Origin of the sequence: Lentzea sp. NPDC004782 (assembly GCF_040609115.1) — a bacterium.
Taxonomy (GTDB): Bacteria; Actinomycetota; Actinomycetes; order Mycobacteriales; family Pseudonocardiaceae; genus Lentzea.
Window position 1 is genome coordinate 1 of the sequence record NZ_JBEXJN010000055.1, and the last position, 13,860, is coordinate 13,860.

At 70.8% G+C, this 13,860-nt stretch carries 14 protein-coding genes; 4 read left to right on the forward strand and 10 right to left on the reverse strand.

The genetic code is table 11. The features are described from left to right. Positions 1–73: 73 nt before the first annotated feature. Genes ABZV40_RS36405 through ABZV40_RS36430 form a run of 6 tightly spaced genes read right to left on the reverse strand, consistent with a single transcriptional unit; the run spans position 74 to position 4,979 of the window. The gene (locus ABZV40_RS36405) at positions 74–1,318 is read right to left on the reverse strand and encodes an NAD(P)/FAD-dependent oxidoreductase (RefSeq protein WP_355452412.1); all 1,245 of its coding nucleotides are present in this window, start codon (positions 1,316–1,318) and stop codon (positions 74–76) included. Continuing rightward, the gene (locus ABZV40_RS36410; protein ID WP_355452415.1) at positions 1,303–2,826 is read right to left on the reverse strand and encodes an FAD-dependent oxidoreductase; all 1,524 of its coding nucleotides are present in this window, start codon (positions 2,824–2,826) and stop codon (positions 1,303–1,305) included. Before ABZV40_RS36410 ends, ABZV40_RS36405 begins: the two co-directional genes overlap by 16 nt. Beyond that, positions 2,823–3,515 (reverse strand): class I SAM-dependent methyltransferase, encoded by a 693-nt coding sequence (locus ABZV40_RS36415; RefSeq protein ID WP_355452418.1) that lies wholly within the window; start codon positions 3,513–3,515, stop codon positions 2,823–2,825. Before ABZV40_RS36415 ends, ABZV40_RS36410 begins: the two co-directional genes overlap by 4 nt. After that, positions 3,502–3,819, reverse strand: a complete 318-nt coding sequence (locus ABZV40_RS36420) for a lycopene cyclase domain-containing protein (RefSeq protein ID WP_355452421.1) — start codon at positions 3,817–3,819, stop codon at positions 3,502–3,504. The genes ABZV40_RS36415 and ABZV40_RS36420 overlap by 14 nt, the downstream gene beginning before the upstream one ends. Next, on the reverse strand, positions 3,812–4,153 hold the full coding sequence (locus ABZV40_RS36425; protein ID WP_355452424.1) for a lycopene cyclase domain-containing protein: 342 nt from the start codon (positions 4,151–4,153) through the stop codon (positions 3,812–3,814). The genes ABZV40_RS36420 and ABZV40_RS36425 overlap by 8 nt, the downstream gene beginning before the upstream one ends. A 43-nt stretch (positions 4,154–4,196) precedes the next feature. Continuing rightward, a complete protein-coding gene (locus tag ABZV40_RS36430; RefSeq protein ID WP_355452427.1) occupies positions 4,197–4,979 on the reverse strand; it encodes a hypothetical protein in 783 nt (260 codons plus the stop codon). A 129-nt stretch (positions 4,980–5,108) separates the two neighbouring features. Here ABZV40_RS36430 and ABZV40_RS36435 point away from each other — a divergent pair, with 129 nt between their 5' ends. After that, a complete protein-coding gene (locus ABZV40_RS36435) occupies positions 5,109–6,302 on the forward strand; it encodes a cytochrome P450 (protein ID WP_355452429.1) in 1,194 nt (397 codons plus the stop codon). A gap of 106 nt (positions 6,303–6,408) precedes the next feature. Then, complete coding sequence (locus ABZV40_RS36440) at positions 6,409–6,792, forward strand: STAS domain-containing protein (RefSeq protein WP_355452432.1); 384 nt, start codon at positions 6,409–6,411, stop codon at positions 6,790–6,792. Between the two features lie 8 nt (positions 6,793–6,800). On the opposite strand, the gene ABZV40_RS36445 is transcribed toward ABZV40_RS36440, so the two are convergent. From ABZV40_RS36445 to ABZV40_RS36460, 4 genes are all read right to left on the reverse strand, one after another. After that, positions 6,801–7,187 (reverse strand): ATP-binding protein, encoded by a 387-nt coding sequence (locus tag ABZV40_RS36445; protein WP_355452435.1) that lies wholly within the window; start codon positions 7,185–7,187, stop codon positions 6,801–6,803. A gap of 124 nt (positions 7,188–7,311) precedes the next feature. Then, positions 7,312–7,740 (reverse strand): hypothetical protein, encoded by a 429-nt coding sequence (locus ABZV40_RS36450; RefSeq protein ID WP_355452438.1) that lies wholly within the window; start codon positions 7,738–7,740, stop codon positions 7,312–7,314. Between the two features lie 286 nt (positions 7,741–8,026). Then, the gene (locus tag ABZV40_RS36455) at positions 8,027–10,102 is read right to left on the reverse strand and encodes a tetratricopeptide repeat protein (protein ID WP_355452441.1); all 2,076 of its coding nucleotides are present in this window, start codon (positions 10,100–10,102) and stop codon (positions 8,027–8,029) included. Position 10,103: 1 nt separating this feature from the next. Beyond that, on the reverse strand, positions 10,104–11,279 hold the full coding sequence (locus ABZV40_RS36460) for a hypothetical protein (protein ID WP_355452444.1): 1,176 nt from the start codon (positions 11,277–11,279) through the stop codon (positions 10,104–10,106). 398 nt (positions 11,280–11,677) lie between these two features. On the opposite strand from ABZV40_RS36460, the gene ABZV40_RS36465 reads away from it, so the two are divergent. Both ABZV40_RS36465 and ABZV40_RS36470 read left to right on the forward strand, forming a co-directional pair. Beyond that, the gene (locus ABZV40_RS36465; RefSeq protein WP_355452447.1) at positions 11,678–12,073 is read left to right on the forward strand and encodes a helix-turn-helix domain-containing protein; all 396 of its coding nucleotides are present in this window, start codon (positions 11,678–11,680) and stop codon (positions 12,071–12,073) included. A 112-nt stretch (positions 12,074–12,185) separates the two neighbouring features. Then, complete coding sequence (locus tag ABZV40_RS36470) at positions 12,186–13,703, forward strand: FAD-dependent monooxygenase (RefSeq protein ID WP_355452450.1); 1,518 nt, start codon at positions 12,186–12,188, stop codon at positions 13,701–13,703. Positions 13,704–13,860: the final 157 nt, after the last annotated feature.

The window sequence follows — 13,860 nt, forward strand, 5'->3', positions numbered from 1 at the left end:
GGATGAAGGGCGCCTTCATCCACACCAGGTGGAGGAAGGCGCCCTTCATCCACCTAACTGACCGGCAGGCGGGTTACGGGCAAGACCTCTGGCGAGGCGCTTGGAACTTCAGGTCGGCGAGCACGGCGCGCGCCGCCCGGCGGCCGGAGTGCAGCGCGCCCTGGATCGAACTGGTGTCGCGGTGGTCGCCGCACACGTACCGGCGGCCGCCCGCGCGGACCGACCGGCGCAGCGGGTGAGGTGCGTCCATCGCCGGCAGTGCTCGCGGGATCTCGTACCGCCGCAGGACCTCCCATCGGCTGGTGTCCGTGCCGTACAAACGGTTCAGGTGGGCGCGAACGTCCTGTTCGGACGCCTGGTCCAGCACGGTGGCCTGCACCAGCGGGGCGCGCGGCGAGTACGGGCGGGAGACCTCCGACATCACCGCGGTGTTCACGACCGGGCCGCCGTTCGCGTCGACGACCAGGCACCCGTCGCGCAACGGGGAGCGGGGCGGCCGGAAGTACCAGGTGGTCACGCCGTTCCACCGCGGCTCGGCCAGGCCGGGCAGCAAGCGCGACGCCGTTGTGCCGTCCGTCGCCACCACGACCGCGTCGGCGTCCACTCGCCCGCCTTCCTCCAGATCGACCCCGTTGTCGTGCACTGCCCGCACTGCGCTCTGCAGCTGCACGGTCCCGTCGGGCAACCGCGCTGCCATCGCCTTGGGCAGCTCACCCATGCCCAGCGCCGGGACCGCCGCTCCCCCGCGCGCGAAGCTGCGCCACACCAGGTGGAAGAACCGCGACGACGTCCTCAGCTCCCGTTCCAGGAACACCCCGGACAGGAACGGCCGGCACACCTTCTCCACCGCGCGCTCGGTGATCCCGAGGCTGCGCAGCTCGTCGTACGCCGGGCGGTCAGGCGCGGTGAGCAACGGCCGGACCGGGCCGAACGCGTCGCGTGCCGAGAACCCGGCCAGTGCCGTCAGGTCACGCGCGCCCAGGACGTGCTGCAACAGCAGCCCGTTCCACGCCGAACGCCCGCTGCGCGGGTCGGCGAGCAGGTCGTGCCTGCCGTGGTCGTGCACGAACACACCGGATCTCAGGCGGCGCAGCGGAAACGGCCCGAGGTCGAGGCGTTCCAGTTCCGGGTAGGCCGGCAACAGGATCTGGAAGCCCCGGTCGAACCGCACGCCGTCCTCGACGTCCGTCCGCACCCTGCCGCCGACCTCGTCCGCCGCCTCCAGCACGGTGACCTCGGCACCGGCGGCGGTCAGCTCCAGCGCGGCGCTCAGCCCCGCCAGGCCTGCTCCCACCACCACGATCACAACGTCCTCCAACGGCGGGCCACCCCGCGCAACAACGGCACGCGGCCCTGCCGAGGCACGGTCCACAGGTCGGTGCCCGCGACACCCCATTGCCCCAGGAGGTGGTTGGCCGCCGCGAAGCCCGTGGTGGCGGCCCGTTCCATCAGCGCGACCGGGAGATCGACGCGCACCAGGTCGCCGGCGAGGACCAGGAAGTCGTCCGGGGTGCGCACGCCCGGCCGGTCCCGGTAGCCGCCCGCGGGGAAGAGCGGGCAGTCCTCGCGCAGCTCGTGCCGTTCGTCGACCACGCCGGCCGGTTTGGTCTCCGGGTACACCTCGGTGAGCTGCTCCCAGAGCCGGGCACGGGCTTCCGCCTCGCTCACGTCGGAAGGGAGCGCGTACCCGTGCAGCTCCACCACCGCGCCGCCGGTGCGCGCGGCCCACGCCCGCGCCTCGTGCTCGTAGTGGTTGAGCACGCTGATGTTGTCGAGCAGGTCGTGCCCGCTCGTGCCGAGGAACCCCGGCCGGTCCGGGTCCACCGGCCGGTCCAGCCAGTACCGCGACACCAGGAACCGCGGTGCCGTGCGCAGTTCGGCGACCTGCCCGCGCCACCGCGCGTCGCCGAGTGCGGGTGAGGCGCCGATGATCGCGCGCAGGCCGGACACGTCGGTGGCGAGCACCACGGCGTCCGCCTCGATCGAGCCGCCGCCGATGGTCACCGCGAACCGCTTCTGCTCACCCGGCCGCACGGACCGGACGTCCACGCCGGTGCACACCGCGGCGCCCAGCGAGGTGAGGTGGCGGCCGAGCGGTTCCCACAGGCCGTGCGGGAACGGGTCCGCCGCCACGTCGAACAGCAGCCCCTCGCTCGATCCGAGGAAGTAGATGTGGAACATCACCGCGAGCTCCGCGGCCGACATCCGGCTGGGGTGCGCGAAGAAGCTGCGCGAGAACACCTCGAACGCGAGCGCGTGCGCCGGGCGGGGAAAGCGGAGCCGTTGCAGGTAGGAGGCGGCGTCGAGGCCGTCCAGCTCCTCGTAGACCCGCGGCACCGACACGTCCAGCAACGACAACGCCGCCCGTGCGTCGACGCCCGGCAGGTCGCGCCACCGGAACGTCGGGCTGTCGCGCAGGAACGCGAGCGCGTTCCACGGCACGGAAGTCGGCAACCCGGCGAAACCGTCCCGATGCCCGGAGGCGTGCAGCAGCGGGTAGTCCGGCAGGCCGACGAGCGCGCGGCCGGCCGGATCGACCCGCCGCAGCAGCGCCCTCAGGTTGTAGTACTGGCGGAAGAACGCGTGAAAGCCGCGGGTCATCGTGACCTCGCTGCCGTCGGCGAGCCGCGTGCTCCAGCCCCCGACCCGGCCGCCGAGGTACTTCTCCCGTTCGCACAGCACGACCCGCGCACCGCGCTCGGCCAGCAGCGTCGCCGCGGACAGGCCCGCGATCCCGCCACCCACCACGACCACGACCGGCGCCTCGCCGCTGAACTGCGCACGTCCCCGCGGCGCGGGGACCCGCACCGCCCTGCGATCCCTCACCGCTGCTCCCGTTCCGGCCTGCGGCCGACGAAGGTGTGCACCATCCCGAGCTGCAGACCCGGCACCGGTGCGCTGCGCACGCCCACGAAACCGTTGCGCCGCAAACGGTCGCGCAACGCACCGGCACCGTCGAAGTCCATCACGCTGCGCCACAGGTAGGTGTAGAGCGAACGGTCACCGGTGGCCAGCCACCCCGCGGGCACGATGAACCCGCACAACACCGTCCACAGTGCCGTGCTCACCACCGAGTCGCGTACCGAATACTCGTGCAGCACCAACGGTCCGCCTGGTTTCAACAGGTCCCGCACGCGCCGCAACGCACCATCCGGCTCGGGCAGGTTGCGCACCAGGTAGGCGGCGAACACCGCGTCGAACTCTCCCTCGTCGACGTCCTCGGCGCGGCTGTGCACGAACCGCACGGTGGCCGGCCAGCGCTTGTCCCGCGCCCGCGCGAGCATGCCCTCCGACGCGTCCACCGCGACGATCTCCACCCCCGGCGCGGCCGCCACCAGAGCCGCGGTCGACGCGCCCGTGCCACAGCCGAGGTCGAGCACCCGCATGCCCGGCCGCAGCCCGAGCGCACGGGCCGAACGGCGCAAAGCCTCGTGATAGCCCGGATTCAGCCCGACGAGCAGGTCGTAGCCTCGGGCGGCCCGGTCGAACTTCCCCGGCACCTCAAGCTTGTTCACGTGCCGCCCTTCCCCGCTCCCACAGCAACAACACGGCGGTGACCATCGCGAAGCCGTAGAGGAAGTCCTCGACCGGGATGTCCCAAGGCATCCGCACCCCGCTGATCGCCCAGTCCGCGTACACCACGACCGGCGCCTCGAGCTTGGTCAGCCACCCGTCCACCGGCACCTGGAACGCCAGCACGATCGCCATCGTGACCCAGTACGCGGGCCGGAGGAACAGCCCGGTGCGCAACACCAACAACTCCAGAGCGACCACGAGCAGCACCGCCGCGCACGCGGCCACCAGGTACTCCTCAACCATCGCTCGACCAACGCGCCGAACGTCCGCGCACAGCCTCGTAGGTCAGCACCGCACAGATCGGAATGGCAAGGAAGAACAGGACTTCCTCCACCGGCAGCAGTCCGCCGATCGCCACGCCCGTGATGGCCTCGGGGTGAAAACTCCAATGCCCGCGCGCAATCGCGATGACGTCCCAGACCACGAGAACGGTCATCACGGGAGCGACAGCGCGCACCAGCTCCCCGGCACGCCGGTAGACGCCACTGCCCAGCCACTCCAGCGGCACCGTGATGAGCACGGACACCGCCAACACGGCGAGGTACTCGTACTGGCTTCGCATCTCGACCTCCCGCATTGACCGTATGGGCGGGGCGGCGGGTCTGCACAACGGCAGCGCGTCAGACCGGCAGAGGGGAACGTCGGCGGAACCGCGCCGTCGCCACGGCGGTGAGCAGGAGCGCCACCGCCGCGATCGCCGACAGCACGGGTTGCCGCGCCTCCGCGGTGCCGACCACCACCGCGATGAGCGCCCAAGCGACCGCGAGCCCGTACGGCAGCAATCCGGACGTGCGGCGCAGCAACGCCACGGCGGTCGCGGTGGCTCCGGCGAGGATCGCGATCTGACCGGCCAGGCCGGCAGGTCCGTCAACGGGCGCTCCGCTGCCGACGAGGGCGGTGGTCAGGTTCACCCAGATCGCCACGCTGCTCCACCCGGTGTACACGCCCAGCATCGACCACAACAGCAACCGGGGTGCGCGCGCCCACCGCGCGATCTCGGCGCGGTGGTCCAGCGCGATGAAGAGGGCTCCGAGCAACCCGGCGAGCATCACGGCGAAGATCACGACTGTCGTCCACAGCGGTTCGAGCTCGGCGGCGATCAGCCAGGCGGTGAAACCGGCGAACACCAACGACAGCGGCCGTGCCAACCGGTCGCGCAGCTGCTGTCCGGAAGTCCGGGTCGCCAGCGCCCACACCGCGTACGCGAGGCACAAAACCTCGACCAGGCCCCAGATCGAGAACGCGTACCCGGCCGGCACGATCGGAGGCTCCCCGGCGCGGTTCGCCGTGGTGAACTCACCTCCGCCCACCGCGGCCACGACCAGCGGGCTCACCACCTGTCCCAGCGCCGTCACCACCAGCAGCACCCGTCGTGCCAGACCCGACTTCCCACCAGGCAACACGTGCTCACTCCTCTGCTCCCGTGACCGCACAGCGCGACGACATCCATGTTGGGAGGGCAGAAGACGGGCCGCATGACAGACGACCGATCAGCGGTGTTCTCCCCGGAAACACCTCGCTACAAACGAAAGGTGAGCGGTACGACGCACATCGATCCCGTCACCTACCCGTTCGGCTCGGCGGCGGGGCTGGAGGTTCACCCGGCTTACGCACAGGCGCGCGACGCGCCCGGAATGATGCGGATCCAGCTCCCCTACGGCGAGCCGGCGTGGCTGGCGGTCCGCTACGACGACGTCCGGTTCGTGCTGGGCGACCGGAGGTTCAGCCGGGCGATGGCCGTCGCGGCCGACGTGCCGAGGATGACACCGGGCAAGCTCGACAGCGGGATGATCGTGAAGGACCCGCCGGACCACACCCGGCTGCGCAAGCTCGTGGCGAAGGCGTTCACCGTGCGCCGGGTGGCGCAGCTGCGGCCGCGGATCCGGCGGCTGGCCGAGGAGCTCGTGGCCGAGATGGTGGCCAGGGGCCAACCGGTGGACCTGGTGGAGCACTTCGCGTTGTCGCTGCCGGTCGTGGTGATCTGCGAGCTGCTCGGCGTGCCGGTGGCCGACCGGCCGAAGTTCCGGGCGTGGAGCGACGCGTTCCTGTCCACGAACAAGACCACCGCCGAGCAGTTCGCCGCGAACCGCGAGGGTTTCCGCGAGTACATGAGCGGACTCATCGCCGCACGGCGCGCCGCGCCCGCCGACGACCTCATGACCGCGTTGATCGAGGCTCGCGACGAGCACGACCGGCTCTCCGAGCTGGAACTGATCGACATGTGCAACGGGCTGCTGGTCGCCGGGCACGAGACCACCGCCTCGCACCTGCCCAACTTCGTCGTGGTGCTGCTGGCCCACCCCGAACGGCTGGCCGAGCTGCGCGCCGACCTCGACCTGATGCCCGCCGCGGTCGAGGAGCTCATGCGGTTCACGCCGCTGAGCTACGGACCCGGTTTCCCGCGTTACGCCACCGAGGACGTCGAGGTCGGCGGCGTGCTGGTGCGCGCGGGCGAACCCGTGGTGGTCGACTTCGCGTCGGCCAACCGGGATCCCCGGCAGTTCCCCGGCCCCGACGTGCTGCGCTTCGACCGGGGCGAGAACCCGCACCTCGGCTTCGGGCACGGCGTGCACCACTGCCTCGGGTCGCAGCTCGCCAGGATCGAGCTGCAGGAAGGCCTGCGCGCGCTGCTCGGCGGCCTGCCCGGCCTGCACGTCGCCGGGGAGGTCGTGTGGAAGACAGAGATGCCGGTGCGCGGCGCCCAGCGCATGCCGGTCGGGTGGTGAGACGCTCCCGGGTTGCGATTGTCGTTTGAACGGCTAAAGTTCAGGGTGAGCAGTTGAGCCTGCAGCTGTGTTCTGCTTCCGACGTCCGGTCGTGAGGGGCTCAGCGATGGCGAACACCTTCCACCTTCCACTGCACGTGCAACGCGAAGTGCACGGGCTCGCGATCGTCGTGCGCGCCGCCGGTAACCTGGACCAGGACACCGTGCCCGCGCTGCGGCTCGAACTGCGGACCGCGCTGGCGATGGCGACACCACCGTTCCCGGTCGTCGTCGACCTGTCCGAGATCACGTTCTTCGGGTCGGCCGGGCTCAACGAGCTCCTGAAGCACCAGCGCCGCGCCCGCGAGGCGCGGATCCCGTTGCGGATCGCGGCGTCGCATCGTGCGGTGCTGCGCACGATCACGGCATCCGGGCTCGACCAGGTGCTGGAGCTGTACCCGGACGTGGAGCAGGCCCTGCACGCGGCTCGGAGCGCCAGGTCGGCCGGCTGAGGAACGCGTCAGGCCGGGTGCGGCGAGTCGAACGAGAACTCGGCCCAGACCGTCTTGCGGTCACCGCGGTTCAGCACACCCCACCGGCTCGCGATGCACTCGACCAGCGTCAGGCCGCGCCCGCGGAACGCCCCGGCCGACGACCTGCCCGGTGCGGGCAGCGCCTGCGGGCTGCCGTCGTCGACCTCCACGCGGACCACCCGGCCGCCCGCCTCCAGCTCGACCCGGACATCACGCGGACCGCGGGCGTGGTCGTAGGCGTTGCTGACGAGCTCCGTGCACACGAGCAGGATGTCGCCGAGGAGGTCGTCCGGAAAGCTCACGAGCTTCGCCCGCAGCCACCGCCTGATCTGCACCAACGGGGGCGACACGTCGGGGAGCCCGTGGCTCGTCATGTCACCTGCTTCCGACGGCTTCTTCTCACCTGACTCACACGTGTCCAATGCCCCGCCCCGCTGTTCTCCGCAGATGGAGGAAGCAACCGGGTACCCGGTGCGCAGGCGGGCAAACGGAGCAGCGTCAGTCCTCGTCGTGCACCTGGCGAAGGGTGCTCCTGGTCTCGCGGTCGATCTCGGCCTGTTCACGATCAGTGCGGCGCTCGGCGCGCCGCAGCGCGGCGTCCGCCCGCTCCAGCCGCTGCTGGGACCGGTGGATCGCGGCGCGGGCGAGATCCAGGGTGTCCTTGCTCCGGTCGATGTGGCTGTCGGCGGCGAGGCGCATCCGGCGGCCGCGTTCGTCCAGTTCGGCCTGCCGTTCGGTGAGCCGGTGCTCGCGGACGTCCGCTCTGTTCTCGCGCTCGTCAGCGGTCTGCTCGCGCACGTCGGCGAGCCGCTCCCGCTCGTCCGCCATCCACTCTCGCAGGTCGGCCGCGCGTTCACGGCTGTCCGCCGCGTGTTCGCGGTCGACCAGTTCCCGCTCCCGCCGATCTTGGGCGTTGTCACCATTCACTCAGAGCTACCGCCCGTCAGTGCCACAAGACACCTGACCTTACCCGCTCGGTCCGGCACCGGTCTGAAATTCCCGCCCGACGAGGAGCAAAACCCGACGTGGATGAAGGGCTCCTTCATCCACCTGGCGTGGATGAAGGGCGCCTTCATCCACGTCACCGCGCGCCTGGCGAGGCCCGAGCCTGCCCGCGAAGGCCGGCGCAACGTGTCGCCGCTTGAGTTCCTGGCATTGCACCCCAGGTGGAGGAAGGAGCCCTTCATCGAGCACCGGCGACGCCGCGGCGGACTCAACGGCACAGTTCGAGCTGGTGCCGCAGTTCGTCGACGTCCGCGCCGGGCAGCGCGAGCGCCGCGTCGAAGTCCCGCATCGCCAGCTCCGCCTGTGCGCACGCGAGGTAGGCCATGCCGCGGTTGAGCAGGACGTCCGGGTCGGCGCCGACCACGTCCAACGCCACGGTGAGGTCGTCGACGGCGGTCGCGGCGTTGCCCAGCCGGAAGTGCGCGACCGCGCGGTTGACCAGCGCGGCGGGATAGCGCGGGTCACCGGCGAGCGCGGCGTCCAGATGCGGCAGCGCCTGTTCCGGCTGGTCCTGTTCGAGCTCGATGGTGCCGAGCATGGCGAGCAGCCGCGGCTCGTCGGGGGCCAGCCGGAGCCCCGCCACGACGTCGGCGTGTGCCGCCGCCACGTCACCACCGGCGAGCAGCAGTTCCGCGCGGGTGAGGCGGGTGTCGACGTCACCGGGCTCCATCTCCAGCACGTAGTCGAAGTCGGCGAACGCGCCCTCGACGTCGTCGACCGCGAGCCGCGCGGTTCCCCGGTTGTAGTACAGCTCGGGGAACGGCGGGCCGATCTGCACGGCGCGGTCGTAGTCCGCGAGCGCGGCCTGGAGGTCACCGCGTTTGCGGGAGATCTTGGCCCGCTCGCTCAGGTAGTCGGTGTAGAGCGGGTCGAGCTCGATGAGCTCGGAGAACTCGGCGTAGGCCTCGTCGGTGCGGCCGAGCGCGGCGTGCAGGCGCGCGCGGTTGTAGAACAGCTGCGAGCGGTGCAGCACCCACTCCTGGTCGTCGAGCTCCTCGTCGAGCCGGGCGATGCCGCCGTCGACGAGCTCCAGCGCCCGCGCCAGGTTGCCGCGGTGCATCTCGACCAGCGCCAGCCCGTTGGCCTGGAACACCGAGTACGTGCGGCGCTCGTCGGGGTCGGGCAGCAGCGACGCCAGCGTGTAGGCGTTGTTCTGCCAGCCGACCGCGGCCTCGTGGTCGCGCGGGACGAAGAACCTGGTGTGCAGCATGGCGATGCTGTAGCTGGCCGTCATGTGCACCTTGGCGTCGGTGTACCGGGCGCGCAGGTCCAGGTACAGCTCAAGAGACTCGGTCAGCCGGTCCAGCGCCACCAGCGCGGAGGCCGCGTGCTGGGTGAACCGCAGGAACAGCTTGCGCTCCCGCACCGGGTCGATGACCGCGCGGCCACGCAGGCCCAGGTCCACCACGGCGGCGGAGAACCCGGTCTCGACGCAGAACTGGAACGCCCGGTCGAGCGCGTCCCGGCCGCGGCCGTGCGGGTCCGCGCCGCGTTCGCGGTGGTAGGTGACCGCGCCGATCAGCGTCCCCCAGCCGGCACCGGGTTCCAGCTCGTCCGCGCGTTCGTCGTGCAGCCGTTGCAGCACAACGGGATCAGCTGCGTGGTAAGCGTCGATCTCCGCCTGGTTGTCGCTGGTTCCGTCGGACCGGACGTAAGCGGCGACCAGCTGATGTCGACCGCGGTCATCATGCTCCGGCTCGGCGTCGCAGCACTCGTCGTCGGCGACTCGGTCCAGCACCTCGGCCAGTTCCGGCGCGACTTCGTCCGCAGTGGACACGACGACCCGCAGGGTGGCGGGGTCGCAGCGGCGGGCCAGCAGTGCGACGAACTCGCTCGTGGTCGGCTCGGCGGCGTGCATGTCCTCGAACACCAGGCACAGCGGCGCTTCCCCGGCCGCGGACCGGCCGCGGGCCAGCTCGATCAGGAACGTGACCACGCCCTGGCTCATGCACCGGATCATCTGCGCGCCGTAGAAGCGGGTGCGCTGGGCGAACGGCCCGGCCGACGCCAGCGTCGAGGGCGCGGGCCCGATCAGGTCGGCCAGCTCCGGGATTCCGTACAGCAGCTCCACCCGGTGGCGGGCGACCAGCTCGGGCCGGCGCCGCTGGGCGTCCGGCAGCACCTCGCGCAGGACCGTGTCCACGCCCGTGTACGGGCCGCGCAGCCGGTGGTGGCAGATCGCCGTGATCACGTGGGCGTCGCCGTCCCGCAGTGCCGCGAGGTGCCGCTGACGGTCGGCGCGCCGGCCGCCGCGCAGTCGCAGATGCCGTTGTGGTGAAGGCATGTCAGCTCACTTCTCTTCCGATCCGGCGCTTGCGCCGGGCGAGATGGGCGACCAGCGCGAGCTGGCCGACGTTGATCACCAGGGAGACCACCGCGTCCCAGAAGTAGAGGTCCAGCCGTCCGCTGGAGAGGTTGCGGCCGACGATCTCCACGTACTGCACGACGACCGGCAGCGAGCCGAACACCGCCAGCGCCAGCATCACCGCGATGCCCACCACGACGAACGGCCCGTACCAGCGGCCGGCCTTGCGGTCGTGCTCGGTCCACCGCCCTTCGTCCACCACGCGCTCCGGGCGGCCCAGCACCCGCCACATCCTGTTGCGCAGCAACGTGACGCTGGCGTCGTGCAGGTCGTGGCAGTGCAACGCGGTGGCGAACACGTAGTAGAGGTCGGTGCGCAGGTAGAGCTGGAACTGCCAGACCAGGCGCATCACGACGGTGAACCCCAGCGCGATCGCGACCCCGCCGGTCAGCGACAGCGCGCCGCTCGCGTCGCGGGTCACGTGCGCGAGCAGCCCCAGCAGGCCGAGCACGACGACGTCGGCGAGCATGCCGGACAGGAACGGCAGGTACCGCTTCCCGCTCGGGACGCTGAACAGGCCGTTCATCCGCGTCTCGAACACCACGTACATGAACCGGTTGCTCATGCCGAGCTTGCTGGGCAGGCCGAGCCGCCGTCCCGCGAGGGTGTGGAAGCCCTCGTGCAGGAAGATCAGCGGCAGCTGGCCGAAGGTGATCACCACCTGCACCACCAGCGCGGACTTCACGAAGAAGAACTGGCTCGGGTCGGGCAGCAGGTCGTCGTGCCGGGCACCGAGCAGCAGCCACGTCACCGTGATCGCGAGGTAGGCCACCCAGGCCACCGGTGAGAACGCCGCCGCGCCGAGCCGCTGGAACCGGACCGGGCGCGCCTGCGCGACCGGCTCGCCGGTCCGCACGAAACCCAGGTCCCGCAACGTCTCCAGGAAGTCCTCGATGTCGATCGGTTCGCCGAACTCCGTCTCGTACCACTGGGCGGCGCGCTCCGGCGACATGCCGTCGGCCATCCTGCCCAGCAGGGCCGCGCCGTCGGCGGGCAGCACCGCGTAGGACCCGGTGTCGAGGCGGCCGACGACGGTCTCGTCGCCTTCGGGGACGAAGCTGAGGTCGTGGAAAAGCACCGGCGTGTCGCCGCTCATTGACGCCTCCTGGTGGCCGGGGACCGCGCACGGCGGCGCGGTCCCCGACTGGCTCAGCCGATCAGGCCTCGACGCTGTACGGACACTTGCAGGTGGCCGTGGTCAGGCGGACGTCTCCGGTCCGGCGGACGGTGATCTTCTTCATCTTGGTCGTCGTCTTCACGGTTTCCTCCCTGAGAATTAACGCGGCGGGAATTTCGGCCGCACCAAATTCCTAACACGCCGCCGACCGCGTTCTGCGGCAACAGAACAAGTTCAGAACAGCAGGAGAACACCTCGATACGACCGCTGAACAGTACCCATAGGAGATCCTGCTACCTCGTAGCCCGTTCGGCTGATGCAGCATCCGACGGCCCGCGTCAGTATCAGACGCGGCGAACGGGGGAGGGAGAAAGAAATTGGGGGGCGCCTACAAACTGCTCGGCCAGGAATTGCTCCGCCTGCGGCTCGAACGCGGACTTTCACTGCGCAAGCTCGCCCGGCAGCTCGGGATGACCGCGCACAGCGGAATGGTGGACTACGAGCGAGGAATTCGAATTCCGCCGCCGGATCTCATGTCTTCGTACGTGCAGGTTCTGCAGCCGGACGGCAACCACCTGACGCAACTGTACGAATCCGCCATGGCCGATCGCGCACAACAGCGGATCCACAACTCGGTCCCCACCGGCGCTCCGCCGGGCACCGCCGACCTGGAACAGGTGGCCCGGCAGTACGCAGAGCAGATCGCGGCGCTCAACGACGTCGTGCGCGCGTTGGAGGAACTCACGCGCAAGCTCTGCACCGCCATCACCTGAGCGTTCTGCCACCCTTTGTGCGCACGCTGTCAGCGCCTGATGCGCGCCGTGCCAGCGATCCGGACCAATCTCGGAGTGTCGCCGAGATTCGGCTTCGGAAAGGGATTTCGAGATGCATGACGTGGTGATCGCGGGCGCGGGCCCGGTCGGCCTGCTGCTCGCCTGCGAGCTCGGCCTCAGGGGCTGTTCCGTCCTCGTGCTCGAACGCGAGCCCGACTCCGGCTCCCCGTGGCGGGCCGCACCCCTGGGCATGCGGGGCCTGTCCACCGCCTCTGTCGACCTGTTCCACCGTCGCGGAGTGCTGGACCCGCTGCTCGACCGCGGACACGCCGATTTCGGCATGGAGGGGCCGGGAAGGCCGCGCGGGGCGGGCCACTTCGCCGGCATCGTGCTCGATCCGGCCGACGCCGATCTCGACGCGCTGCCGTTCCGGCTGCCCAGCACGACGCCGGAGATCGTGATGACGAGCCTCGCCGCGGTCGAGGAGGTGCTGTCCGAGCGGGCCGTCAAGCTCGGCGTCGAGATTCGGTACGGCGTCACGGTTTCCGGTATCACCCAGGACGAGGAGACCGTGGTCGTGAGCGACGGCCGGCACGAGTACCCGGCGCGGTGGGCCGTGGGCTGCGACGGCGGGCGCAGCGCGGTGCGCAGGCTCGCGGGCTTCGACTTCAGCGGCACGGAACCGAACTTCACCGGTTACGTCATGCTCGCCACCGTCGCGGAGCCCGAGCTGCTCAAGCCGGGGTTCAACCTCACGCCGACGGGCATGTACCTGCAGATGCCCGCCACCGGGCACATCGGGATGATGGACTTCGACGGCGGGGCGTTCGACCGCTCGCAGGAGCTGACCCGCGACCACCTGCAGACGGTGTTGCGCCGCGTGTCCGGCATCGACGTGACGCTCACCGACGTCCGGCTCGCCTCCAGCTTCACCGACCGCGCGAAGCAGGCGACGACCTACCGGCGGGGACGCGTCCTGCTCGCGGGCGACGCGGCGCACATCATGTCCCCGTTGGGCGGGCAGGGCCTCAACACCGGCATCGGCGACGCCGTGAACCTGGGCTGGAAGCTCGCCGCGACCGTGCGGGGAAACGCACCGGAGGGTCTCCTCGACACCTACGACCGGGAACGCCGCCCGGTCGGCGCCCTGGCGCTCGACTGGACCCGCGCCCAGGTGGCGATCATGCGACCGGACCCGCACGGTCAGGCGATCCAGGCGGTGGTCAGGGAGCTGCTCGCGACCGGTGCGGGGACGAACTACGTGATCGCGAGGATCACGGGGTTGTCGACCAGGTACGACCTCGGCAGCGAGCAGCCGCTGGTCGGGCGCAACGCCCCGCGCTGGCGCCTCGAGGACGGCACGCACCTCGGCGAGTTGATGCGGGACGGGCGCGGGGTCGTGCTCGACTTCAGCGCCGACCGGCGGCTGGCGGGTCCGGTCGCGGCCTGGGAGCACGAGCTGCGGTACGCGGCCGGTGCCGCCGTCGACGACCTCGGAGCCGGGGCCGTGCTGATCCGGCCCGACGGCGTCGTCGCCTGGGCGGGCGAGCGCACACCTGACCTGGAATCGTTCGAACAGGCCGTCCTCCGGTGGTTCGGGAGTGAACGCGAAAATAGTTCAACTGCGTGAGGCCGGATTCTTCGCATGGCTCAGTGAAATCACCCAATTGGACCCAAACATCGTAGTTCGGCGAACCGGGGCGCGATTGGTTCGGACCACTTGAGCCTCAATTCCGCAGGCCACGACGGCGCCTTCCACCTAGCGGGAGTGGAATACCGGACGTCGT

Bases quoted from the DNA above. Each gene is read 5' to 3' on its own strand.
- ABZV40_RS36455 (WP_355452441.1), bottom strand. From the start codon at position 10,102: ATGCCTTCACCACAACGGCATCTGCGACTGCGCGGCGGCCGGCGCGCC.
- ABZV40_RS36445 (WP_355452435.1), bottom strand. From the start codon at position 7,187: ATGACGAGCCACGGGCTCCCCGACGTGTCGCCCCCGTTGGTGCAGATC.
- ABZV40_RS36420 (WP_355452421.1), bottom strand. From the start codon at position 3,819: ATGGTTGAGGAGTACCTGGTGGCCGCGTGCGCGGCGGTGCTGCTCGTG.
- ABZV40_RS36440 (WP_355452432.1), top strand. From the start codon at position 6,409: ATGGCGAACACCTTCCACCTTCCACTGCACGTGCAACGCGAAGTGCAC.
- ABZV40_RS36470 (WP_355452450.1), top strand. From the start codon at position 12,186: ATGCATGACGTGGTGATCGCGGGCGCGGGCCCGGTCGGCCTGCTGCTC.
- ABZV40_RS36460 (WP_355452444.1), bottom strand. From the start codon at position 11,279: ATGAGCGGCGACACGCCGGTGCTTTTCCACGACCTCAGCTTCGTCCCC.
- ABZV40_RS36425 (WP_355452424.1), bottom strand. From the start codon at position 4,153: ATGCGGGAGGTCGAGATGCGAAGCCAGTACGAGTACCTCGCCGTGTTG.